General features: G+C 69.4%; 12 protein-coding genes. 2 read left to right on the forward strand and 10 right to left on the reverse strand.

Translation table 11 applies throughout. The features are described from left to right. Positions 1-39 precede the first annotated feature (39 nt). The 3 genes from CQ042_RS05785 to CQ042_RS05795 form a co-directional block, all read right to left on the reverse strand. On the reverse strand, positions 40-5,961 hold the full coding sequence (locus tag CQ042_RS05785; protein WP_105669510.1) for an Ig-like domain-containing protein: 5,922 nt from the start codon (positions 5,959-5,961) through the stop codon (positions 40-42). Then, complete coding sequence (locus tag CQ042_RS05790; protein WP_258132057.1) at positions 5,961-7,094, reverse strand: serine/threonine-protein kinase; 1,134 nt, start codon at positions 7,092-7,094, stop codon at positions 5,961-5,963. The genes CQ042_RS05785 and CQ042_RS05790 overlap by 1 nt, the downstream gene beginning before the upstream one ends. 134 nt (positions 7,095-7,228) lie before the next feature. Then, entirely contained in the window at positions 7,229-7,798 is a 570-nt protein-coding gene (locus CQ042_RS05795; RefSeq protein WP_105669512.1) for a DNA-3-methyladenine glycosylase I, read from the reverse strand. Between the two features lie 129 nt (positions 7,799-7,927). On the opposite strand from CQ042_RS05795, the gene CQ042_RS05800 reads away from it, so the two are divergent. Next, positions 7,928-9,394, forward strand: coding sequence for a sodium:alanine symporter family protein (locus tag CQ042_RS05800; RefSeq protein WP_105669513.1), 1,467 nt, complete (start codon positions 7,928-7,930; stop codon positions 9,392-9,394). 23 nt (positions 9,395-9,417) lie between these two features. Here the strand turns inward: CQ042_RS05800 and CQ042_RS05805 are convergent, their stop codons facing one another. Continuing rightward, a complete protein-coding gene (locus CQ042_RS05805; RefSeq protein ID WP_105669514.1) occupies positions 9,418-10,464 on the reverse strand; it encodes an NAD(P)-dependent alcohol dehydrogenase in 1,047 nt (348 codons plus the stop codon). 126 nt (positions 10,465-10,590) lie between these two features. Between CQ042_RS05805 and CQ042_RS05810 the strand changes: the two genes are divergently transcribed. After that, positions 10,591-11,034 (forward strand): hypothetical protein, encoded by a 444-nt coding sequence (locus CQ042_RS05810; RefSeq protein ID WP_105669515.1) that lies wholly within the window; start codon positions 10,591-10,593, stop codon positions 11,032-11,034. A gap of 99 nt (positions 11,035-11,133) precedes the next feature. On the opposite strand, the gene CQ042_RS05815 is transcribed toward CQ042_RS05810, so the two are convergent. From CQ042_RS05815 to CQ042_RS05840, 6 genes are all read right to left on the reverse strand, one after another. Then, the gene (locus tag CQ042_RS05815; RefSeq protein ID WP_105669516.1) at positions 11,134-13,200 is read right to left on the reverse strand and encodes an acyl-CoA dehydrogenase; all 2,067 of its coding nucleotides are present in this window, start codon (positions 13,198-13,200) and stop codon (positions 11,134-11,136) included. A 116-nt stretch (positions 13,201-13,316) separates the two neighbouring features. Then, on the reverse strand, positions 13,317-14,594 hold the full coding sequence (locus tag CQ042_RS05820) for an HTTM domain-containing protein (protein ID WP_105669517.1): 1,278 nt from the start codon (positions 14,592-14,594) through the stop codon (positions 13,317-13,319). Next, positions 14,591-15,409, reverse strand: coding sequence for a DUF5819 family protein (locus CQ042_RS05825; protein WP_105669518.1), 819 nt, complete (start codon positions 15,407-15,409; stop codon positions 14,591-14,593). The genes CQ042_RS05820 and CQ042_RS05825 overlap by 4 nt, the downstream gene beginning before the upstream one ends. Before the next feature lie 78 nt (positions 15,410-15,487). After that, complete coding sequence (locus CQ042_RS05830) at positions 15,488-20,677, reverse strand: choice-of-anchor G family protein (protein WP_105669519.1); 5,190 nt, start codon at positions 20,675-20,677, stop codon at positions 15,488-15,490. A 280-nt stretch (positions 20,678-20,957) separates the two neighbouring features. Then, the gene (locus tag CQ042_RS05835; protein WP_105669520.1) at positions 20,958-22,694 is read right to left on the reverse strand and encodes a glycoside hydrolase family 3 protein; all 1,737 of its coding nucleotides are present in this window, start codon (positions 22,692-22,694) and stop codon (positions 20,958-20,960) included. Positions 22,695-22,696: 2 nt separating this feature from the next. Further along, positions 22,697-23,995, reverse strand: coding sequence for an MFS transporter (locus tag CQ042_RS05840; RefSeq protein ID WP_105669521.1), 1,299 nt, complete (start codon positions 23,993-23,995; stop codon positions 22,697-22,699). Positions 23,996-24,072 lie beyond the last annotated feature (77 nt).

The raw sequence follows: 24,072 nt of genomic DNA on the forward strand, positions 1-24,072 counted from the left end.
AGAGTATTCGTCCGCGGGGCGCGCGACGCGCGACCCGCGTCACTCACAGGTACCCGCGACACGATGGGTGATGGTCTTCAACGCACCGAACGCGTCTATCCAGTCGATGGTCACGTCGAAGGCGCCGGGGGTGTCCACCACCGCAGTCGAAGTGAGGGCATACGCACCCCGCGCGGCGCGCGACACCGTCACGACGTCTTTCTCCACGGCCGGCATACAGGCCTGGAAGGTCACGTCCACGGTGGTCGGCGCCGTCCTGGCGGTGACGGGCACCTCACCGGAGCAGTACCCGGTGAAGACGGCATGGCATGCCTGCGCCCGCACCTGTCCCGGAGACGCGTCGGAGGTGAGCGAGAACTCGGACTTCTTCTCCCCGTACATGTAGTACTTGGGCACGAACCCGTCCTGGACGTGGATGCTCGGTGCGGAGGCCAGTCCGTAGGTGTAACGGTCGCCCTCGCGCGTGGGAGTGTCCGCCACCGTGTAGCTGGCGTCTCCACCGGGGCCGTCGACGAAGGTGAAGGTGAACACCTGCGCCGTCGACGACTCCGCGACGCCGTACCCGTTCGACGCGCACGCCTTGACGTTGTACGTCTGGTACTGCTGCAGGCCCTGCAGGGACGGCGAAGCGGACTGCACCTCGGCTCCCGCGACCGAGAGTCGGCCGTTCCCGTCGGCGGTGCAGCTGGCCGTGCCCGAGCGCCAGGCCAGATAGACGACGTCGACGCCCAGTGCGCTGCCGTTGGCCTGCGGCGCGACGCCCGAGACGCTCACGGAGGTGTTCGTCACGGCATCGGCCTGCGTCCAGGAGGGGTCGAAGTACACCGTGCCCGCGGCCGTCACCGAGGTGCGGAAGGCGCCGCCCTCGTTCCCACCCTCGCCGGTCGGGGGCTGGAACTGGCTGATCGGGACGAGCGTGAGGGTCTGCGCTCCGGGCGACAGCGCGATGTCGGCCGATGTGGTCGCCCCGGTGCGGGGGATGACCTGCCCGTTCTCCTCGATCCGGAAGGCCTGCGCGTCGTCGGAAGCGCTGATCGACAGTGCGACCACGCCCTGCCCGCGCTCCGTCACACCCGGTCGGTAGACGGGCGCGGCCGATGCGTTCGAGACGACCGGCGCGGCGTAGGCCCAGCTGGTGTGCGGCGACGTGGCCGCCGATGTGCCGACCGCGTTGACGGCGGATGCGGTGAAGACGTGCGGTGCGCCGTTGACCAGCCCGTTCACCGTGCAGCGATACACGGCGCCGGCCGGACTGCACGAGGCGTTCGCGGGAGAGCCGTCCTGCAGGATGGTCACTCCGGAGACGCCGGGGTGGGCGCGGCCGGCTTCACCGAGCGGAACCTCGAGCACCACGCTCGACCGGCTGAAGCCGACGGTGGTGACGCTCGCCGGAGCCTGCGGGAAGCCCTGGAGGTCGAGGGTGAGGGTTCCCGTGCCCGTACGGCCCTGGGCATCCGACACCACGAACGGGATGACGCACTGTCCGCCGGGCGCCTGTCCGCCTCCGGGCCAGGTCGCGGTGATGGCCTTGCTGCCGGAGGTCGCGACGGAGGCGACATCGCATCGTGCGCCCGCGCCGAGCGACATCAGTCGCAGGCCGGAGCCGGGCTTCCCGACGAACGGGTCGTACTCGCCCGCGACGTCGACGACATCGATCGTGCAGCTCGCACTCGTGACGATGCACTGCTTCGTGAACGTCGCTCCGCGCGGGGCATCGGGCGGCGCAGCGCCCACGACCAGGCGCACCGATGCCGACGGCTGACCGTACTGCGGCACCGTGACGCTGACGTTCTCGGTGTTGCCCGGTCGCGCATCGGCGCGGGCCTCGATCGTCAGCGTCGAGCCGCTCTGGGTGACGATGAACGCCGATCCGGAGTGCACGATCCGATACTCGAGCGAGCCGACGTTGCCCTCGCGCCCGCCTTCCCAGGCCGCCATGTTGGCGTAGAGGTCGACGGTCTCGGTCGCTCCGGGAGCGATCGTGTGCGCGATCGACGAGAGCAGCAGCTGCGGCTCGGCGGGACGGATGCTGACCGGCACATCGATGTACGACCAGCGCTCCTGTCCTTGCAGGCGCACCGGGATCAGGCAGGTGTCGGACCACGGCGCCTCGCGGCCGGCACGGTACACGGCTCCGCCCGAGCCCTCCGCGGCGCACGACGCCGCAGCGCGCTGCGCGGTGAACTGGCCCGAACCGACTTCCACGGCATCCGACGACGCCAGATCGACGTAGTCGCCCACCGCGAACGAGGCGGACGCATCCTCGTCGACCACGACCGGGGTCGCTCCCGGCTTGAGCTGCACCTGCATGTCGTCGAAGGCCGGGATCCGCAGGAACCCGTAGGCGACGACGCCGCGGCCGCCCGCCGCCGTCCCCGACAGCTGGAACGGCACCAGCGCGCCTTCCTGCGGCGCCGCCCCCACGATGCGGTTGCCCTGCACCGTGTACCCGGGCTGCTCGCCCCACAGGCTCAGCTTCAGCGACGAGGCATCACCGGACGGCCAGCTCACACGGTCGGTCACGACGTCGACCCCGCGATCGGCGAGGTCGTCACGATCACGGGCGGTGAGGACGGTGTCGGCGACGCTCGGCTGATCGGCGACGGTGCCGTCGGTCACGGTGACCACGATGAGCCCCTGCGCGGTGCTCCCCGTCCGCTTCGACTTCACGGTGTAGAAGTACGAGTTCGTGCCTGCCGTGTCGCCGGCGCGGAGCACGACGCGGCCATCCTTCAGCGCGGTGTCCGAGTCGATCAGCGCGTTCAGTCGCTCATACAGCGGGTTGCCCTTGACCGGAGGCGCATTGGGCACGAGCTCCGTGATCTCGAGTTCGCTCTGCGCGGGGTCGAGGTCGTTCGAACGCGGGTCCAGCACGATGGGGGTCTTCGACCCCGCCTCGACGCGGACATAGTCGCTGAAGGTCACCGGGGCGGCATCGTCGACGTCGGCATCCAGCACGCCGATACGGACGGCTCCGCTCCCCTCCTCGCCCTGCGGATCGCGCACGGTGTAGCGGAACGAGACCTGCCCGCCGTCGACACCGCCGGCAGGAGCCCGATACACGATGGCCTCGCCGTTCGCCGAGATCGTCGCCGTGCCCGCCCCCTTCTCCGGCTGCTCGATGCCGGCGAGCACGACCCGGTCGCCATCGCTGTCCATCCCGGTCGCGGGAACGGGGAGCGAGACGGTCTGACCGCTCAGGACGCGACCGGTGAGCGTCGTCGGAGTGGGCGCGCGGTTCGTCCCCGGCGGCAGGACCGTGACGGTCACGATGCCGTTGTCGTACAGCGACGGGTTGCGTTCGAGGGAGACGGCGTACGTGAGCCGATAGGTGCCAGGAGTCGTGGGCGCCAGGTAGCGCAGCGCGTTGCGATCGGCGAACACGAGTTCATCCGGCTCACCGGACCCGGTCACCTCCGGAAGCACCACCAGCGGTTCACCGCGGGGCGCCACGTCGTTCGCGGTGACGTTGATGCGGGTGAGAGAGCCGGCGCGCACGGTGATCGCATCGGGGAACACGATCGGCCGCGTGACCGTCGACGGCGGCGTGAGGAAGACGGTGACCGTCCCCTCCACGGCCGCGCCCGACCCGTCGGCGACGGTCACCGTGGCCTTGCCGATCACGCCCGGATCACCGCTCTCGGTCGTGCCGTTGACGCGGATGCTCTCGTTGCCGACCACCCGCACGTTGAGCTGCGGGGTCGAGCTCACGGCGCCGGACAGCATCAGCACCCGGCCGCTGGTGTTCTGCACGGCCCGGAGGACGTCGACGGTCGTGTCCTCGCCCTCGCGCACGAACGCGGTGAGGGGCGCCATCGCGAGTCCCGAGGAGCCGTCGACGGCGGTGATGCGGATGACCGCCGACTGCTCGGCCTGCGTCGACGCGTCCTGCGCCGTGTAGGTGACCACGTACTGACCGGGTTCGGCGACCGTCAGCTCGACCGTGCCCGAAGCCGGATTCGGCGTCACCTCGAGCCCCTGCGCGGTGGCCGCGGTCTGCACCGCGTCGACGAGTCGGTACGATCCCGAGCCTCCGGAGAGGTGATCGGAGATGCGCACGGACTGGCGCTCGCCGACCCGGGCGGTCAGTGCCACCGGCGAGGCGATCAGTGCCGGGCTTCCGGTGACCTGCACGTCGAGGGTCTTCTCGGCGGTCGCTCCGTGGACGTCCTGGACGACGACGGTGACGGAGATCACCGCATCCGCCGCGTTCTGATCGGTGTGCCGGATCGCCACGCGCCCGTCGGCCATCGGCACCACCATCACGGGAGCCGAGGAGTCGGTCTCGTAGGCGTCGCTGAGGATGAAGGGGTCGCCTTCGGGGTCGACCCAACCCGAGAGCGCGGAGACGACCGTGCTGCCCCCGGGAAGAAGCTGTGGCGCCGGCCACTCCTGTTGACAGGCGTCGACGCCGCACCAGACGGGCGCCGAGTTCACCCCGGGATCGACCACGGTCAGCGTCACCGTCGCGGGAGAAGACACCGCAGCGCCGTCGGTGACGGCATAGGTGAAGGATGTCTGCCCCGAGCCCGCCTTCACGTTCACGACCAGCGACTGCCCGTTGGCGACGAGCGTCAGATCACCGAACGCGGAGTCGGAGAGTCCTCCCGACACCGAATCGGGATCGATCGTCAGGACGTCCTTCTTGTTCGGATCGTGATCGTTGAGCAGAACGGGCAGGATCACCTGCTCCCCGGCGCGCACGCCGAACGCATCGTCGACCGCGACGGGCGGAAGCTGCTCCGCCACGTCCTCGACGATGATCGTGCCCTCCTGCTGCTCGGTGTCGTCTTCGATCTTCCACTGCTCGAGCGGGATGAGCACGCCGTCCGGCGCGGTCCAGATGAGGCCGGTCCCGGTCTCGCTCAACACGGCGCGATCGCCGTTCTCCTGGAAGACCGGCGCGATCGTGGCGGAGTCGAGCGTCTCATCGGGAACCCGCAGCGGCACCGTCTCGCCGTCTGTCCACAGCGTTCCCGCCCCGGTGTCGAGCCAGGCGGCATAGGTCTTCCCCCCGACCACGACCGGTGCCGCAGGGACCCCGGTCGCGTCCGCCACCCGCTCGGATTCGCCCGAAGCCGGGTCGACCGACACGAGCCCGTCCGAGTCGGCGACGACGAGGGCATCACCGGAAGCGGATCCGCCCTGCAGGCGCGCATCCTCCACGACGTCGAGCTCGACCGGCTGGTCGCGGCCGGAGATCCACAGGGCGCCGGAGCCCGCCTGCAGCATCGCCCAGCGATCGCCGACGACGGTGAGCGCCAGACCGTCGCCGGCCTCCGGCGCCTCGGGCACGGAAGCCGCATCGCCGAGGAACCTGTGCTCATCGATGTCGAATCGCCGAACCGCTCCCTCATCCGCGGAGTAGAGGACCAGGAGACCGTCGGGCGACAGGCCGATCGCATCCGCCGTGTAGGTGGGAGGGTCCTCGCCCTCTTCGACCTCGACCCCCGCGAAGGGATCGACGAGCGCCGTCCCCGCCCCGGCCGCGACGGTGGAGACGGAGACCTGGCCGGTGTCGGTGCGATACGCCACGTACGGACCGGCGGAGAGGATCTCCCTGGTACCGGCGGGGGTGGGCTCCGAAGCGAGCGGAGTCCCCTCTTCGGAGGAATCGGAGAGGAGGTCGGCGGGGCTTGCCGGGTCGAGGTCCCAGCGCTGCCTGTTGCCCTGGGCGTAGAGCACCGCGGCGGAGCCGTTCTGCCAGACCGCCTCGGGGTCGTCGACGTTGCGCACGGTGTCGATCTCGGCGAGCTCGGTGTTCACGCGGGCGTACTGACCGCTGTCGCGCATGACCCAGACCGAGGCGTCGAGGCGTGGAACCTCCTGCGACTGATACCCCTGCGCCGTCACCGCGAGGGTGAGCACGACGGCCAGCGCGGCGATCCCCGAGATCGTCGCGATCAGTCGACCGCGGGGCCGCCTGATCGCTTCTGTGCTCTTCCGGTCGCCGATCGCCATCAGAGGATCCCGGTGACGAAGAGGACGACCGTGCCGATCGCGGCGAGCGCGGTCGCGCCGATCAGGGCGCCGATGATCCCGGCGACAAGGGGCGAGCGCGTGCGGCGCCGGGGGGTCGACGGGAGGTCATCGCGCTCGCGCGGCGCGGCCTGAGGGCGTGCGGCGCGCACGGCGCGTCGCGAGTCCGGGGCGACGGTGGTGATGACGGGTCCGCGGACGGTGGAATCCGAGAAGCTCACCGGCGCGGCGGCGGCCCATTCCGCCGACGCCGCCTCGAACGCGGTCGGGGCGATCCCGAGCTCGTACTGCGCCCAGCGCAGCCGCTCCGCGAATTCCGCCATGCTCGCGGGGCGCTTGCCGGGGTCCCGGTGCATCGCGGTCGCGAAGATGTCGTCGATGATCGGGGGGATGCCACCGACCGGCACCGCCGTGTAGCGCGCCTTGATGATCCGTTCGGTGAGCTGATCGCGCGAGTTCGAGCCGCGATCGGCCCGCTCGAAAGGACTGCGGCCGGCGAGCAGGGTGTACAGCGTCGCTCCGAGGCTCCAGACCTCGCTGGGCACCGACCCGGACACCCGCTCCTGCAGCACCTCGGGTGAGCTCCACGGCACGGACATCGCGATGGTCTCGCCGTCACCCTCGTCGATGACGGCCGCCGCGATCCCGAAGTCGGCCAGCACCGGGGCGCCGAGGGAGTTGATGAGCACGTTCGACGGCTTGATGTCGCGATGGAGCAGACCAGCCCTGTGCACGGTCTCGAGCGCGCCGGCGATGCGCACCCCGATGTCGAGTACCTCGGCGAGCGGGAGCGGAGCCTTCTTGTAGCGGGCGCTCATCGTGTCGGGGCAGTACTCCATCGCGAAGTACGGTCGACCGTCGGCGGAGATCGACGCCTGATAGATGGTGACGATCGACGGATGCGCGCTCAGCCGTGCGGAGATGTCGGCCTCCACGTTGAAGGTGCGCAGAACCTCGGGGTTCACGGCATCCGCCAGCAGCACCTTCACCGCGGCGACACGACGCGGCATGTCCTGTTCGTAGAGGAACACGTCGGCGAAACCACCGGAACCGAGCGGGCGCACGTAGCTGTAGCCGGCCAGCGTCGGCGGTGTCGCTGCCATGCGCGTTGCCACTCATGCTCCTCACGGTCGGAAAGGGAGACCGCGCCCTGCATGACCCCGACGCACCGCGTCGGGAGATCCCCCCGGTCACCGATTATATCGAGGGCCTGGACGATCCCGACGACGCATCCTCCGCGGTCGGCCCGTCAGGCGCGCCAGCACCCCGCGATGTGATCGTCGACCATCCCGGCCGACTGCATCAGGGCGTACATGGTGGTCGGTCCGACGAAGCGGAATCCGCGCCGCCGCAGCTCTTTGCTCAGCGCCGTCGATTCCGGCGTGACCGCCGGCACGTCGGCGAAGGCTGCGGGACGGGTGTCGGACACCGCAGGCGTGAACGACCACATGAGCTCGTCGAGCTCCCCCTCGGCCATTCCCCGCACGAGGCGGGCGTTGCCGATGGTCGCCTCGATCTTGGCGCGGTTGCGGACGATTCCGGCGTCGCCCATCAGCCGCTCGACGTCGGACTCGTCGAATTCGGCGACGACCTCGGGCTCGAAGCCCGCGAACGCCTCCCGGAACCGCGGCCGTTTGCGCAGGATGGTGATCCACGAGAGCCCGGCCTGGAACCCCTCCAGCGCCATCTTCTCGAACAGCGCGCGGTCGCCGTGCAGGGGCGTGCCCCACTCCTCATCGTGATAGCGACGGTACTCGTCGTCGTCGCCCACCCAGGCGCAGCGGTCGCGGGCATCGGGGCCCGTGAGGAGAGAGATCATGCCTCCAACGTATCGGCGGTCGCCGACATGGCGAGCACCGCTCATCGACCACCCGCCCGATCCGGGATCATCCGGGAGTGCAGCACCAGAATGCTGGTCTGGCGGCGGCCTATCCACCAGACTGTGCGGATGGATGCTGTGAATGAATGGCTGCTGACCTGGGGCGACAACCTGTGGACCTGGATCGTCCTCCCCGTCGTCGTCCTCCTCGGGCTGTACTTCACGGTCCGCTCCGGCGTCGTGCAGTTCCGGCTGATCCCGGAGATGTTCCGCACGCTGACGGACAGGACCCCGCGCACCGAGAGCGGTGAACCGCAGTCGGTCTCGGCGTTCCAGGCGTTCACGATCTCCGCGGCCTCGCGCGTCGGCGTCGGCAACATCGCCGGCGTGGGCACCGCGATCGCGATCGGCGGCCCCGGTGCCATCTTCTGGATGTGGCTGATGGCGTTCATCGGCGGCGCGTCGTCGTTCATCGAGTCCTCACTCGCGCAGCTCTACAAGACGCGTGACAAGGACGGCTTCCTCGGCGGTCCGGCCTACTACATGCAGCGCGGGCTCGGCGCGCGCTGGATGGGCATCCTCTTCGCCATCATCCTCATCATCTGCTTCCCCATCGCCTTCAGCTCCCTGCAGGCCAACACCATCCAGGCCACCATCGCCGGGAGCCTCGACGGCGAGGCCGCGGCCTGGCTGCCCTGGGCGATCGGCGCGGCCCTCGCGATCCTCATGGGTCTGGTGATCTTCGGCGGTGTGCGCCGGATCGCCTCGGTCACCCAGACGCTCGTGCCGATCATGGCGCTGCTGTACCTGCTTCTCGGGCTGGTGATCGTCGCGATGCACATCGAGCGTCTCCCCGAGGTGTTCGCCCTCATCTTCACTCAGGCTTTCGGCCCGAACGAGATCGTGGGCGCGGCCCTCGGCTACATCATCCTCACCGGCGTCAAGCGAGGCATGTTCTCGAACGAGGCGGGGCTCGGTTCCGCGCCCAACGCCGGCGCCAGCGCCGCCGTCACGCACCCCGTGAAGCAGGGCCTCGTCCAGACGCTCGGGGTGTACTTCGACACGTTCCTGGTGTGCTCGATCACCGCGTTCATCATCCTCGTCTCGGTCCCCGACCTCGCGAACGCGGAGCGCGGCATCGGGTTGACGCAGGGGGCCGTGGTCGGCGCGCTCGGCAGTTGGTCGAACATCCTCCTGATCGTGATCATCTTCCTGCTCGCGTTCAGCTCGATCCTCGGCAACTACTACTACGGCCAGACCAACATCGAGTTCATCACGTCGAAGCCGGCCGTCCTTCTCGGCTACCGGCTCTTCGCCATCGCCGCGGTCTTCGTCGGCTCGATCGTGTCGGCGGACGTGGTGTGGAACTTCGCCGACGGCGCGATGGGCTTCATGGCGATCGTGAACCTCGTGGCCATCGCCCTTCTGTCCGGCGTCGCGTTCAAGCTCCTCAAGGACTACACGCAGCAGCGGCGCGAGGGACTCGATCCGGTGTTCACGAAGGCGAGACTCCCCGAGGTCCGCGGAATCGAGGTCTGGGAGGACGAGCTCTCGGTCACCGGTCCGATCGATCTGCCGACGGCTCGACGCCGCTAACTCCCGGCGGGCCCGCGCCGACGTCAGTCGGCGAAGGTGGCGGCGTCGATCACGAACCGGTACCGCACGTCCGAGGCGAGCACGCGTTCGTATGCGACGTTGATGTCCGATGCCGGAATCACCTCGATCTCGGCGGCGATGCCGTGCTCGGCGCAGAAGTCGAGCATCTCCTGCGTCTCGCGGATGCCGCCGATGTTGCTGCCTGCGAGTGAACGCCGCCCGCCGATCAGCGACATCACCCCGACGGAGAGCGGCTCGGCGGGTGCGCCGACGCAGACGAGGGCCCCACCGACGTCGAGCAGGCTCAGGTACGAGCGCAGATCGATCACGGCGCTCACGGTGTTGAGGATGACGTCGAACGACGAGCGCAGCTCCCGGAACGTCTGCCGGTCGCTCGTCGCGCGGTAGTGATCGGCGCCGAGTCGCAGACCGTCGTCCTTCTTGCTCAGGGTCTGCGAGAGCACGGTGACGTCGGCGCCGAGTGCGTGCGCGATCTGCACGCCCATGTGCCCGAGTCCGCCGAGACCGACGACGGCGACACGAGTGCCCGGTCCGACGTTCCAGTGCCGCAGGGGCGAGTAGGTCGTGATGCCGGCGCACAGCAGCGGCGCGGCCGCATCCAGAGGCAGCGCGTCGGGGATGCGCAGGACGAAGGCCTCGGTCACGACGACCTGCTCGGAGTAGCCGCCCTGGGTCACGGTGCCGTCTCTGTCCATGCTGCCGTAGGTGAGCACCGCGCCTTCGGTGCAGAACTGCTCCTCGCCGCGGAGGCAGTTGCGGCACTCGCCGCACGAGTTCACCAGGCACCCGACGCCGACGCGGTCACCCACCGCATGCCGGGTGACGGCCTCGCCGACCGCGGCGACCGTGCCGGTGATCTCATGCCCCGGGGCGAGCGGGTACTGCTGCGGCCCCCAGTCCCCGCGCACCGTGTGGATGTCGGAGTGGCAGATGCCGGCGAACGCGATGTCGATGAGCACATCGTGCGGTCCGAGATCACGTCGCTCGACGACGGTCTTCTCCAGCGGGGCGGCCTCACGGGGTGCGGCATAGGCGTTCACGGCAGGCATCTCGGACTCCTCGGATCGGGTACCTGCCGAGACTACCCAGGGCGGCGGGGAAAACGATCGTGTGGAGCGACTCGGCGGTTGTCAAGGGTGGGGGCGTTCTCCTTCTGACGCGTCTAGGCTCGCGGGATGACCGCCTCCGACGACCGGATCTCCGACTACCTCACCCGCTACGCCGACAGCCTGACGGCGTTCGATGCCGAGACCGCCGCCGGCCTGTGGTCGGCGCCGGGGATGATCGTGAACGACCGCACCTCGGGGGTGCTGGATTCCCGCGACGCGATGGTCGACGGTCTGCGGCAGTCGTATCCGATCTACCAGCGGCTCGGACTGGCCTCCGTCGGATTCGAGCTCCTCGAGCGGCGCGACCTCTCCGACCGGCTCGCGCTGGTGCGCGTGCGATGGCTGTTCTTCGACGCCGGCGGCGCCCAGCTGACCGACACGGACAGCTACTACCTGCTGCGCGACGAAGCGGAGGGACTGCAGGCGTGCGTGTGCGTCGAGACCGATGCCGCACAGAAGCTCCAGGCGTTGGCCGCTGAGCGCGGCGTGGATCTCACCTCGCTCTCCTGACCGCGTTCGCGATTCAGGAAGGACGACTCCCGGACGCAGGGATCCCGCCGCGGATGCGAAGACCGGGGCGGGATCCCTGCGTGGCGATCTGCAGGCGGGTCAGCGCTGCTTCTTCTTCAGCGCCTTCTCCTGGATCGGGGCCTTGCCGGTCGCGGCGAGGTCGGCGTAGTACGCCCGGGCCTCGTCCTGACGCTGCTTCTCCAGGCCGCTCGCGATGGGCGCGCGCACGTGCTCGGGCTCGTAGCCGAACGCGTTCACCAGGTCGAGGGCGTACGGGCGCAGACGAGCGCACAGCCGGTCGATGTAGCTCGACACGGCCGCGGCACGCTGGGTCGACAGGCGTCCGTTGATCAGGTGCCAGGCGAGGTGCTTCTCGATCAGCTGCAGGCCGAACAGGTCACGCAGCCAGGTGAGCACCTTCTTGGTGTCGGGGTCGTCGATCTGGTGCACGGCGTCGGTGAACGCCTCCCACTGCAGCAGCTCTCCGTGCGCGCGCGCGGCTTCGATGAGCTCGGCCTGATTCTCGTTGAACAGCCGAGCGCCCAGCGCCTTGTCCTTCGCGCCGGGGCGCAGACGGGAGGCGATGTCGGCCACCATCTGCTGCACGCGACCGGCGAGCAGGTCGTGCTGCTGCTCCTCGCGCAACCCGCGCTCGACCGAGCGGCTGACCTGACCGAAGTCCGAGACGGCCTGGCCGAGCTGGCGGAGTCCGGCTCCGTGGAACACCTTGCCCGCGGTCATGCCCACCGCGAACTTGGCGAGCGCCGCGGCGTCCTTGCCCTGGAACTGCTTGGCGTAGTCGGTGAGCAGACGCTTGCCGACGAGCTGCAGCAGGACGTTGTTGTCGCCCTCGAAGGTGACGTAGATGTCGAGGTCCTGGCGGAGTCCGACCAGACGGTTCTCGAACATGAACCCGGCACCGCCGGTGGCCTCGCGGGCCTCCTGCAGCGTGTCGAGCGCGTGCCACGTCGACAGCGGCTTGAGGGCGGCGGCGAGGGTCTCGAGGTCTTCACGGTCGGCCGGGGTGTCGGTGCGACCGGAGAAGACGCCGTCGAACTTCTGCAGGAACTCGTCGTGCGCGAAGATCTGCGCGTAGGTGGTCGCCAGGCGCGGGAGCAGACGACGCTGGTGCTTGCCGTAGTCCATGAGCACGACCTCCTGCCCGTCCGCACCGTCGAACTGGCGGCGCTGGGTGGCGTAGGTGATCGCGATGTGCAGGCCGAGCGCCGAGGCCCAGGATGCCGCACCGTCGAGGGACACGCGTCCCTGCACGAGCGTTCCGAGCATCGTGAAGAAGCGTCGGCCGGGGCTGTCGATCGCACTGGAGTAGGTGCCGTCGACCGCGACGTCTCCGTAGCGGTTGAGCAGGTTGGTGCGGGGAACACGCACGTGGTCGAACGAGAGGCGCCCGTTGTCGATGCCGTTGAGTCCACCCTTGAGTCCGTCGTCCTCGCGGCCGATGCCGGGAAGGTCGACGCCGTCCTCACCCCGCAGCGGCACATAGAAGCAGTGCACGCCGTGGTTGACGCCGTTGGTGATCAGCTGCGCGAACACGGTCGCCGCGATGCCGTGCAGGGCCGCGTTGCCGAGGTACTCCTTCGTCGCCCCGCGGAACGGGGTGTTGATGACGAACTCCTCCGTCTCCGGGTCGTATGTCGCGGTCGTGCCGACGGCGGCGACGTCGGAGCCGTGGCCGATCTCGGTCATCGCGAAGGCTCCGGGGATGGAGAGGTCCATCACGCCGGGAAGCCACTTCTCGTGGTGCTCCTTCGTGCCCAGCTGCAGGATCGCCGAGCCGAAGAGACCCCACTGCACGCCGGACTTGATCTGCAGGCTGGGGTCGGCCACCACGAGCTCCTCGAAGCCCGCGATGTTGGCACCGTTGTTCTCCTCGCCGCCGAGCGACTTGGGGAACGCGCGGTGCACGGCCTTGTTCTCGACCAGCAGGTGCAGCTGGCTGAGCACGCGCTCCCGGTGCTCGTCCTTGCCCAGCTCGTCCTTGCGCCAGAACGCGGAGTCCTTGATCATCTCGCGCGCCTGGCGGCGGACGTCGCCCCAGGTGCCCATCAGGGCGTCGTTGACGCGGGCGACATCGATCCGCGCTGCGACGGCGCTCTCGTGCGATTCATCGGGTGTCGTCGTAGGACGGACGGCAGCGTCGACCATGGCTTTCCTCCAGGAGAGTTGGGATGCTCCCATGGTAGGTCTGCCACAACCAGGAGCGAACTGCACTGTCTGGACCCTCCAACACCCGACGGGCACATGTCCCCGCCGGATTGTCGTCAGACCACAGTCGGGCCCACCGGAGCCCTCTCCGCGTCGACGGGCACCGCGGGTGGCGACGCCGACTTGGCCTCCTGCCATCGCCGCTTCGTCCCGGCGCTGAGCCGCCCCCACGTGCGGTCGCGGATGAAGATCGAGTCGATCGCGATCATGGTGAGCGAGAACCACGGCAGCCCCATGAGCACGGCGATGCCGATGTGGAAGGAGAGGATGCCGAGCAGACCGATCAAGCGCGTCGGACGCGTCAACAGCATCAGCGGGAACGCGACCTGCAGGATGATCGACCCCCAACTCGCTACCGTGACCATCGGCCCCCATGTCGTCACGAGATCGCTCAGCACCGGCCAGGTGCCGAACCGCGCCGTCTGCAGCGGGTTGTAGACCGCGTACCCCTCCTCCCACGGCGCGCCGCCGGCCTTGTACAGCGCGCCGGAGGCGTACACGAAGCACACCTGCGCCGTGAGCGCCACGAGAGTGAGATTGTGGAACATCGTCCCCAGCAACACCGGTTGGCTGTTCGGGGCGAACCACTCCCCCGACCTCGCCCGTCGCCTCGCGTCCAGCGACCACCGCGCCGCCGGGTCTGCGAAGAACAGGAGAAACAGGGCGATGCGGAACATGTTGTCGCCCTGGTCGCCCACCATGTCGTTGGCCTCGATGAAGCCCACCCAGAGGCAGAAGAAGACCGGCAGCACGATGCGGAATCGCCAGCCGAGGACGAACAGCACCGCGAGCACTCCGAGGAGCAGATAGAGGGCGGTGTAGACGACGTCGTTCCCCATGGCGGCGTGGAAGGCGCTGAACACCCAGATCTTCGGGAACTCGCTCACGGGCTCGGCGAGCTCGCCGTTCCAGGCCGAGCCCGATCCGAAGGTGTAGAGACGGGTGGTGAAGTTGGAGGCGAGCAGACCGATCGCGGTGACGCCGAAGAGGATGCGCGTGACCGCGAGTCCGTAGAGTGCCTTCTTGCCGTTGAAGAGCCAGTCGCCGACGAACGCCGAGATGCGGTCGACGGCCGAGAGCACCATCGCCCAGAGGCCGCCGATCATCGACGAGACGAAGGTCAGCAGCCGGGTGACGAATGAACGCGGAGGCACAGTGCTCGCCGGGGCCGGGACGGGTTCGCGAGGAGGAGCGGGAGGTGTGACAACCGGGGAGGTCGCCGACGTCGTCGTGCTCCGCGGCGCAGCATCCTTCCTCTTCTTCGTCTCCGCCTTCTTCGTCTCCGCCTTCTTCGTCTCCGCCTTCGGTGCCGCGGTCTTGATCGGGGCACTCACGGCTGGTTCCTCTCGAACTGCCCGCGGAAGGTGTCCGCGAAGTTCTCGCGGCTCTGGCCTTCCTCTTCTATGGGGAGGCGCCATCCGGTGGTCGAGAACGTGGGGTCGGGACGCTGTGCGCTCGGATCGTTGCGGTCAGCGTAGGGGACGACGTTCTGACGACTCACGCGGTACTGCACCTTGACCACGGCATCGGCTCCCCAGATCGCGTAGGCCACCTGGGTCGCGTAGGCGGTGGAGAGGTGCTCCTCGGCCATGTACTTCTCGGTCGACGGGTTGTCGCCCTCGAGCTCGTCGAAGGAGCGGACCATCCACTCCTCCCACCCGTCCTCGGCGAAATCAAGGCCGATGACGGCCTGCTGGTCGGCGTTCAACTTGTTGTAGGCGTTCATCTGTCCGCTCGCCACTTCGCTCGACTGGATGCCGGCGCGCGGCGGGAACAGGTTGTAGCGGATCATCGAGAGTTCGACATCGGTGGCACTCACCCAACCGGTCTCGACCTGCTCGCCGTCCTTCTCGATGACGGCGCGGACGTTGAAGTGGTAGTCGCCGTTGATGGGCTCCGGCGCGAAGACGCTCCACGACTGACCGAACATCGGCAGCATGTAGCCGGACAGCACCTCCTGCGTCGGAATCTCGCGCAGTGCCGAATACGGCGCGATCCACAGGAACGACGCCCCGATATGCCAGAGGGTGAGCAGACAGGCGGCGAAGGCGATGAGCTTCACCCACCAGGTCGGACGCGGACGCACGGCGGCCGCTGCCTTCGATGCAGACACATCGAGCTCCGGTGAGGACTCGGGTTTCGTGCTCATTCACTTCCCTCCGTACCGCCGAGGGTCGGGACCGCCGTGGGGAAACGGTCCCGACCACTCAGCGTTCCTGCATCGCGATCACTCCGTCTGAACCAGTCGTCGTCGGGATCTCGCGAGTCTCATCGTCCCCAGGCCGAGTACCAGGAGCAGTGCGGCCAGAGCGATCCATCCGCTCTGGATCTGTCCGCCGGTCGTGGCCAGGCCCGATGCCACCACCTGGAACGAGGCCGACACGCTGCCGGAGCTCGCACCGGTCAGCGTCACGGCGTGCGTTCCGAGATCGGTGGCGGACGGGACGGTCCAGGTGAAGGTGACCGTGCCCTGCGCGTTCGCGACCTGGCTGCCCAGCGCGATCGGGTCGGAGGCCATCACGCCGGTGACCCTCTCCCCGGGCTGGAAGCCCGTGCCGACCGCGGTCTGCTGCTTGCCCCGCTCCAGCACCGGGGACTTGAGCGCGATGGCGATGTTCCCGGTCGGATCGGCCGCTGCGTCGGCAGATGCCGATGCCGTGGCCGAAGCGGATGCCGCAGCCGTCGCCTCTGCCGAGGCATCAGCGGCCGCCGATGCGGAGGCCGTGGCCGACGACGAGGCGTTGGCCGCCGCAGCCGCCGAGGCGTTCGGGTCCGCGTCGGCCGAAGCCGAGGCGTCCGCCGCACTCGTGGAGGTCGCGTCGTTCTGCGCCGCAGCCTGCGCCGCCGCAGCGGCCGAGGCGTTCGCTGCCGTGGTGGCCGTGGTGGAGGCGTCCGTGGAGGCATCCGTGGTTGCGGCCGCCTGAGCCGCGGCGCTGGCGGATACGTCTGCGGCTGCCGAGGCCTGACTGGTCGCGTCAGCGAGTGCCGCAGCCACTGCCGCTGCCTCCGCCGAGGCGTTGCTGTCGTCGTCTGCCTGTGCCGAGGCCGCTGCCGACGCCGAGGCGTTGGTGTTGATCTCCGCTGAGGCATCCGCCGAGGCGACCGCGTCCGAGGAGGCATCGGTCGAGGCGTTCGCGATCGCCGCCGCGCTCGCATTCGATGCCGCACTCGTACTGGCGTCCGACGTCGCCGAAGCCTCGGCTGCGGTGTTCGTCGTCGCGTCGGCCAGGGCCGCGGCCTGGGCGGCTATGGCCGCACCGGCATTGGCCTCGGAGGTCGCATCGGCTGTCGCCGACGTGGACGACGTGGCTGTCGCCGCCGCCTCCGACGCCGCGTCGGCCGCCGGATCGGCGGCTGCCGACCCTTCAGCCGTCGCATCGGCGAATGCCGCGGCCTGTGCGGATGCTTCGGCGACGGCAGCGGTGGTGGCATCGGCGTTCGCCGAGGCGGATGCCGATGCTGCCGCGTTCGTGTTCGCCGCAGCCTCCGACGAGGCGTCCGTGGACGAATCCGTGGTCGCCGCCGACTCCGACGAGGCTGCGGAGTTCGACTCCGCCGCCGTCGACGCCGAGGCGTTCGCGTCATCCGAGGCATCCGCCTGCGCCGCCGCCTGAGCGGCGACCGCCGCGGAGGCATTCGCCGTCGACGTCGCATCGGTGGAGGCGGTCGTCGATGCCGTGGTCGTGGCCGCGGATTCGGCGGCCGACGTGGCATCGGCTGTCGCTGCGGCGGATGCCACGGACGTCGCGTCGGCGAGAGCGGCGGCTTCCGCGGCTGCCTGCGCTGACGGGTCGCCGTCTGCGGTCGCATCGGCCGAGGCCGAAGCCGAGGCGGCCGCGTTCGTGTTGACGTCGCCCGGGTCGCCGACCGTCACCTCGGTCGTGTCCGAACCGGTGACCGCGCCCGATGTCGCCGTGAGCGTGTATCCCGTGCCCGGTGTGGTGCCGATCGGCACCGGATAGTTCGCCGTGAACGCACCGGCCGCGTCCGTGGTCGCCGTCACCGGGCCACCGACGTTCGCGCCCCCGCCCGGAGCCGTCAGCTGGAGCGACACCGGGGAGCTCACGGGCCAGCCGGAGCCGGTGACGGCCAGGTTGGTGCCCGCAGGAACCGTGGGGGCCACATCGACCACGACGGGAGCGGCAGTGACCTCGGTCGTATCGGTCGCCGTCTGAGCCCCGACCGATGCCGTCACCGTGTAGCCGGTGCCGGCCGGGGTGCCGGCCGGTACCGGGTAGTCGAGCGAGAATCCGCCGAGCCCGCCCGTCGTCACCGTCTGGGGTGTGCCGATGTTCGCGCCGCCGGGGGCCGTGAGCTGAACCGAGACCACGGTGTCCGCCGGCCAGTTCGTCCCTGCGACGGGCAGATCGCTACCCGCCTGCACGGTCGCCGCCGCATCGACGGTCGCCGCCGCGGTCACTGCCGTCGTGTCGGTCGCGGTCTGCGCGCCGACGTTCGCGGTCACCGTGTAGCCGGTTCCGGGCGTGGCTGATGCAGGCACCGGGTAGTCGAGCGTGAACCCACCGGATGCGTCGGTCGTGACGGTCTCCGGTCCGCCGACGTTCCCGCCGCCGGGAGCCGTCAGCTGCACCGACACTTCGGTGGTCGCCGGCCAGTTCGTGCCCGTGACCGGAAGGTTTGCACCCGCCTGGACCGTCGCCGCCGCATCGATCGCCGCCGCGGCCGTGACCTCGGTCGTGTCCGTGGCGATCTGAGTGCCCACGGCCGCCGTCACGGTGTAACCCGTGCCCGGTGTCGCGGATACGGGAACCGGATAGTCGACGGTGAAACCGCCGGAGGCGTCCGTCGTGGCCGTCACCGGGCCACCGATGTTCCCACCGCCGGGAGCCGTCAGCTGCACCGAAACCTGCGTCGTCGCCGGCCAGTTCGTGCCCGTCACCGGCAAGCTCGTCCCCGCCTGCACGGTTGCCGCCGCATCGACGGCCGCAGCGGCCGTCACCTCGGTGGTGTCGATCGCCGTGATCACACCGGCCGTGCCCGTGACCGTGTAGGCGGTGCCGGGCGCAGCGGATGCCGGAACCGGGTAGTCGAGCGTGAACGCACCGGATGCGTTCGTCGTCACGGTCTCCGGACCGCCGATGTTCGCGCCGCCGCCGGGTGCGGTCAGCTGCACCGACACCGCGGTGTTGGCCGGCCAGTTCGCGCCTGTGACCGGGAGACTCGTGCCCGCCTGAACTGTCGCTGCCGCGTCGATCGCCGCGACCGGCGCATCCGTCACCTCGGTGGTGTCGGTGGCCGTCTGGGTGCCGACCGTCGCTTCGACCTCGTAGCCGGTGGCCGCGGGGGTTCCTGCCGGCACCGGGTACGCGAGGGTGAACGTGCCGGACGCGTCGGTGGTCACGAGCTCAGGGCCGCCGATGTTCGCGCCTCCGCCGGGCGCCTGCAGCTGCACCGACACCTGAGTGTTCGCGGGCCAGTTCGTCCCTGAGACCGCGAGATCAGTGCCCGCCTGCACGGCGGGGGCCGCATCGATCGCTGCCGCAGCCGTGACCTCGGTCGTGTCCGTCGCCGTGCTCGTGCCGTCGGTCGCCGTGGCCGTGTAGCCCGTGCCCGGTACCGCCGATGCGGGAACCGGGTAGGAGAGCGTCAGCCCACCGGACGCATCCGTGGTCGCCGTCACCGGGTCGCCGACCGCTGCGCCCCCCGGCGCCGTCAGCTGCACCGTGACGTCGGTGTTCGCGGGCCAGCCGGATCCGGTGACGGGAAGACCGGTTCCCGCCTGCACCGTGGCGGCGGCATCGATCGCGGCGACCGCGGTGGCCGCTGCCTTCACCGTCGAAGACCCGAGGTCGAGAGAGACTCCGCCGCCGACGGCAGGGAGCAGATTCACTCCGAGGGCCCGCACGGTGAAGCTGCCGCCGGGGATGTCCCCCGTGGCCGGCTGTTCGTTGATCGTGATGGTCGCGACCCCCGCCAGCACTCCCTGGAGCACGGGGTCGAGCGTCGTGAGCACGGGACCCGTCAGAGCGGCGAGCGCCGGCTGCACGAGCGGGATCACGCTGTTCAACGCGGTGTTCACGAGCGGACCGGTCGTGGTGGCGACCGCATTCGTGACCGCGGCGACCACGGGGTTGAGGAGCAGCCCGATGTTGAGGCCAGCGAGGGTGATGTCGGTCGTGACCACGGGGACCGGAGTGGCGGTGCCCGCGAACTGCGCGAGCGAGCCCTTGACGGTCACGTCGCCTGAGACGAGTGGAGTTCCGGTGAGCGGAACCGTGAGGTCGACCCCCACGGTCAGCGTCACCTGGAGCGCATCGAGCGTCGACTTCAGGATCGTGGAGACCTTGCCGTTGAGGCTGTTCGGGTGCGTCCCCGTCAGCGCGGAGGTGATCCCCTGCTGGATGGCGGAGATCGTGGTGGCCGAGAGGACCGGGGTGTTCGCGGGCAGGGTGTTGAGGTCCGCACCCGCTCCGGTCTCGACGAGGATCTTGGCGAGGTCGACGGAGACCGTCCCCGTGCTCAGGTCGACGAACACCGAACCCGTCGTGTTCTCGAGCGGCGACTGCAGTACCTGCGTGGTCACGGTCTGTCCGACGGTGTCGAGTCCGGCGATGGCGACCGTTCCCCCGGTCGCGGTGAAGGCCGCGACGAGCGGGACATCCGGAATCGCGTTGATCGTGTTCACGAGGGTCGTGACCAGCGCGGTCAGCGCTCCCCCGGGGCCGGCGAGGTCACTCACCGGGGTCACGGTGCTCTGGATCGCCGAGGCGAGGGTCGTCGAGAGTCCGGCGACCAGGTTGCTGTGCAGGTCGAGGTCCAGGTCCGCGATGCGGTACTCGGACGTGACGGTGCCGGCGTTCGACTCGGCGCGCGATGCGAGCGCGCCGATGCCGACCGATGCCTGATCGAGGACCGCGTCGGTGAGGCCGGCCACGTTGAGCTGGTCGAAGAGATCGGTGAGTTCGAGGGTGCCGGGGTTCACGCTGCCGTCGATGGCGCCGGTGTCGATCGCTCCACCCGAGGTGATGGTTCCCGAGGATGCGATCGACTGGGTCTGCGTCGGCGACGAGCTGAAGCTCTGCGTGGCACCCAGGTCTCCGAGCCGCAGCAGACCGGGCGTCGTGCCGTCGGTCAGCAGCGGGATGTTGAGCGTGCCGACGTCGATGTTGAGCGCGTCGAGCAGCCCCACGACCAGACCGCCGAGCTCCGAGCCCGGGGCGGCGGGATTGCTGGTCACGGTGTGACCGAGCGCCGCGATGTCGAGGCCGCCCAGCAGCGCAGCGGGCAGCTGGATGATCTGCCCCTGTGCGACCGAGGGATCATTCGGATTCGCCGCATCCAGCGCGTTCGCCGCTGTCGGCGTCAGGGCACTTGCGAGGATCACCGCGCCGACGGTGGCGCCGGCGATGCCTCCTCCGATTGCTCTGCGGCGTCGCAGAGTCGTACTGTCCAACATTGACATTCGCTACTCCCGTGTGATGCAGATCTTCCGCGTCACATGGCCCCCCCACGGGTCGACATCTGTCGGCCGAGCGATGTTGCAGCCAGTATTCCGGGATAACGGGCGTTAAGTCCAGGAAATATCCAGAGATCCTTCGCACGTCTCGCTGGCCCGAGACATTTCGCGCGGCGGACGACGCACGAGGACTCCGGAGGAACCCACGGACGCCGGCCGAAACACGGAACCGCCCCGCAGGCCGAAGCATGCGGGGCGATTCTGGCCGGCGGATCAGCGGCTACAGCGAGAGCCCATGATCGGCGGTGTCGAACGGGACGTCGGGGCGCGAGGCCTCGACCGCGGCCATCGACCGCGGCAGGTCGAACGGGAGCCTGCCCTGCGCCCGCACCGCACCGCTGAGCACGTCGAGCAGGGCCGCACCCGACGAGCCCCAGTTCACGGTCACCGCGGCGGCGACCTCCACGATCGGGGTCAGGATCGCCGGGCGATCGGCGAGCACGTCGACGACGGTCGGCACGACGGCGGCGATCTCGCGGACGTGAGCGACGGCCTCGTCCGAGAAGGCGAGCGAGCCCGCGTGGAAGAAGTTCTCGAACATCGTCGCGCGCTCCTCGAACGGAGCCTGCAGGCGGATGATGGCGAGATCGGCCTCCCCCGGCGTCTCGACGATCACTCCGAACGATGCAGCCACCTCGGCGTCGATGCCTTCGACGTAGAGCTTCCGTCCTCGGGCGAACGGCAGTACGCCGTCGTTCGCGAGCACCGTGATCGAGGCGCGCTGGGCATCCTCCCCGGCGGCTCGGAACTCGGCGCGACCCACGATCTCGTCGGCCGCGTCTTCGTCGACGTACGGGTTCTCGAACAGTCCGAGCTCGAACTTCTCGCGCAGGATGCGTCGCGCCGAGACGTCGAGACGGGCCTCGGTCACCTCCCCGTCGGCGATGAGCTCGAGCAACAGCTCCGGATTCGCCTCGCCGCCGAACTGATCAGCACCGGCATCCAGCACCTTCTTCATCCGCTCGCGCGGCGTGAGGTCTTCGACGCCCCAGGCACGTGCCGGGAAGGGGTGGCCGAAGATCTCGGAGTCGCTGATCAGACCCCAGTCGGTGCACACGAGACCATCGAAGCCGTAGCGCTCGCGCAGCAGACCGGTGATCACGGACTTGTTGAAGCCGAAGCCCACCTCCTCGTACTCGGTGCCGACAGGCATCCCGTAGTACGGCATCATCTGCCGGGTGCCCGCTGCGAGCGCATCTTCGAACGGCTTCAGGTGAAGCTCGAACTCGCCGCCAGGATAGACCTGCTCGCGACCGTAGGGGAAGTGCGGATCCTCACCGTCCTTCTGCGGACCACCACCGGGGAAGTGCTTCGTCATGGTCGACACCGAGCCGGGTCCGAACGACGCGCCCTGGAATCCACGGATGTAGGCCGCACCGAGTTTGCCGGAGAGCTCTGCATCTTCACCGAACGTCGCCGTCTGCCGCGCCCAGCGGGGTTCGGTCGCGAGGTCGACCTGCGGGTGCAGCGCCACGCGCAGGCCGACCGCGGTGTACTCCTGGCGAGCGATGTCGGCGAAGCGCTCGACGAGCTCCTCGTCACGGATCGCGGCGAGACCGAGGGTCTCCGGCCACTGCGAGAACGGGCCCGCGAGGATCGAGGCACCGGGGTTCTCGCTGAACGAGTGCCGCGGATCGGTCGACAGGGTGACGGGGATGCCGAGGCGGGTGGATGCCGCGAGCCGCTGCAGGGCGTTCTGCCACGCGGCGATCTCCCGACCGGTGGGCGCGGCGCCGAGCAGGTTGAAGTGCGTCATCTGCTTGGTCTCGAGGAACTCCCTCGCGGAGGGCGTCGCGAAGATCGGGTTGGGCTCTTCGAGGTCGCCGATCGCGATCATGGTGTGGAAGAAGAGTCCGGCCTTCTCCTCGATCGTCATGGCGTCGAGCAGCAGCTGCACCCGCTCGTCGACGGGAAGGTCGGTGTCGAGCCAGGGGCGCGCGACGGTCGTTTCGGTCATGGTCACTGGACTCCCTTGATGCGGTAGACGAGAACGGCGCCGGCCAGCGCCACGAGCGCGCCGAACAGGTACCAGGTGGTGTAGCCGCCGAGCGGCGTCGCAGCGCCGATCGCGATGATGGCGGGGGCGATCACGGGGGCGATCGACTGCGGCAGAGCGTTCGCGATGTTCAGGACACCGAGGTCCTTCGCGACGTCGTCGGGGTTGGGCAGCACTTCGGTGGCGAGGGCGAGATCGACCGAGAGGAACGAGCCGGCGCCGAGCCCGATGATCGCCTGGGCGATGATGACGGTCGTGACGTCGGGGGCGACGGCGAGGATCACCAGTCCGACCACCATGATCACGCCGGCGATGGCGACGAACGGTCGACGCTTGCCGATCTTGTCGGAGAGGAATCCGCCGAGGGGCGAGGAGATCGCCATCGCCGCCATCGACGCGAGGTTGGCGAGGAGGATCGTGCCCACCGCGCCCTGCTCGTCGAGGCCGAACTTCGTGACCAGGTACAGCGGAAGGAAGGTGGCGATACCGGCGTAGCCGAACATCACGAAGAACTTCGTCAGCCAGGTCCAGCCGAAGTCGGGGTGCTTGCGCGGGTTGAAGACGAAGGACCCGAAGAACATGCGGACCGTGAACTTCTCGGCGGGTTTCTCCGTGAGGCGGCGGTCCTTGAGGACGAGGACGAAGACGATCACGAGCACGAGGGCGATGACACCGGGGACGACGAAGCGCTCGAAGTCGCCGGGGAGGAAGTTCACGATGAAGCTGCCGGCGAGGATTCCGATGGGGGTCGTGATCCCGATGATGCCGGAGACCTTGCCGCGGCTGGACACCGGCACCTGGTCGGGCAGGGTCGCGTTAGCTGCCGCGAGGACCGCATTCATCGCCGTCTGCACGAGGCACCACGCCAGCAGCACCATCCACACCGAGGAGGCGACGCCGATGAGCATGAATCCGCCGAGACCGACGATCGCGCCGCCGAGGATCCAGGGGCGGCGCATGCCCCAGCGCGAGGTCGTGCGGTCGGAGAGCCTGCCCACGAGGGGATTGGCGATGAGGGCGAAGGCCGCCCCGACGCCCATCACGAGCCCGAGGCTGACCTCGGTGTTGACAGGGTCGATGTGCTGGATCTTGAACGCCATCGACACCATCACCGGCGTGAGCAGCGCGAGGAACACGCCGAAGTTGACGACGGCGAGGCCCGGCGTGTAGCCGCGCGGAGTCTTCGGGGGCGTGGTTCCGGGGGCTTTGAACCCGGTGGTGCCGACCGCAGCCACAGAAGCGGCGGATGACAACTCTGTCATGACAGTCCTTTCGATTCACCGCACGTCTTCGGGCGACGCGGTTCTGGCATGACGATACACGAATCCCGACCGAATGG

The organism is Microbacterium sp. MYb62 (assembly GCF_002979475.1).
In the GTDB taxonomy this organism is placed as follows: Bacteria; Actinomycetota; Actinomycetes; order Actinomycetales; family Microbacteriaceae; genus Microbacterium.

Bases quoted from the DNA above. Each gene is read 5' to 3' on its own strand.
- CQ042_RS05810 (WP_105669515.1), top strand. From the start codon at position 10,591: ATGACCGCCTCCGACGACCGGATCTCCGACTACCTCACCCGCTACGCC.
- CQ042_RS05830 (WP_105669519.1), bottom strand. From the start codon at position 20,677: ATGTTGGACAGTACGACTCTGCGACGCCGCAGAGCAATCGGAGGAGGC.
- CQ042_RS05840 (WP_105669521.1), bottom strand. From the start codon at position 23,995: ATGACAGAGTTGTCATCCGCCGCTTCTGTGGCTGCGGTCGGCACCACC.
- CQ042_RS05800 (WP_105669513.1), top strand. From the start codon at position 7,928: ATGGATGCTGTGAATGAATGGCTGCTGACCTGGGGCGACAACCTGTGG.
- CQ042_RS05815 (WP_105669516.1), bottom strand. From the start codon at position 13,200: ATGGTCGACGCTGCCGTCCGTCCTACGACGACACCCGATGAATCGCAC.
- CQ042_RS05795 (WP_105669512.1), bottom strand. From the start codon at position 7,798: ATGATCTCTCTCCTCACGGGCCCCGATGCCCGCGACCGCTGCGCCTGG.
- CQ042_RS05835 (WP_105669520.1), bottom strand. From the start codon at position 22,694: ATGACCGAAACGACCGTCGCGCGCCCCTGGCTCGACACCGACCTTCCC.
- CQ042_RS05785 (WP_105669510.1), bottom strand. From the start codon at position 5,961: ATGGCGATCGGCGACCGGAAGAGCACAGAAGCGATCAGGCGGCCCCGC.
- CQ042_RS05805 (WP_105669514.1), bottom strand. From the start codon at position 10,464: ATGCCTGCCGTGAACGCCTATGCCGCACCCCGTGAGGCCGCCCCGCTG.
- CQ042_RS05825 (WP_105669518.1), bottom strand. From the start codon at position 15,409: ATGAGCACGAAACCCGAGTCCTCACCGGAGCTCGATGTGTCTGCATCG.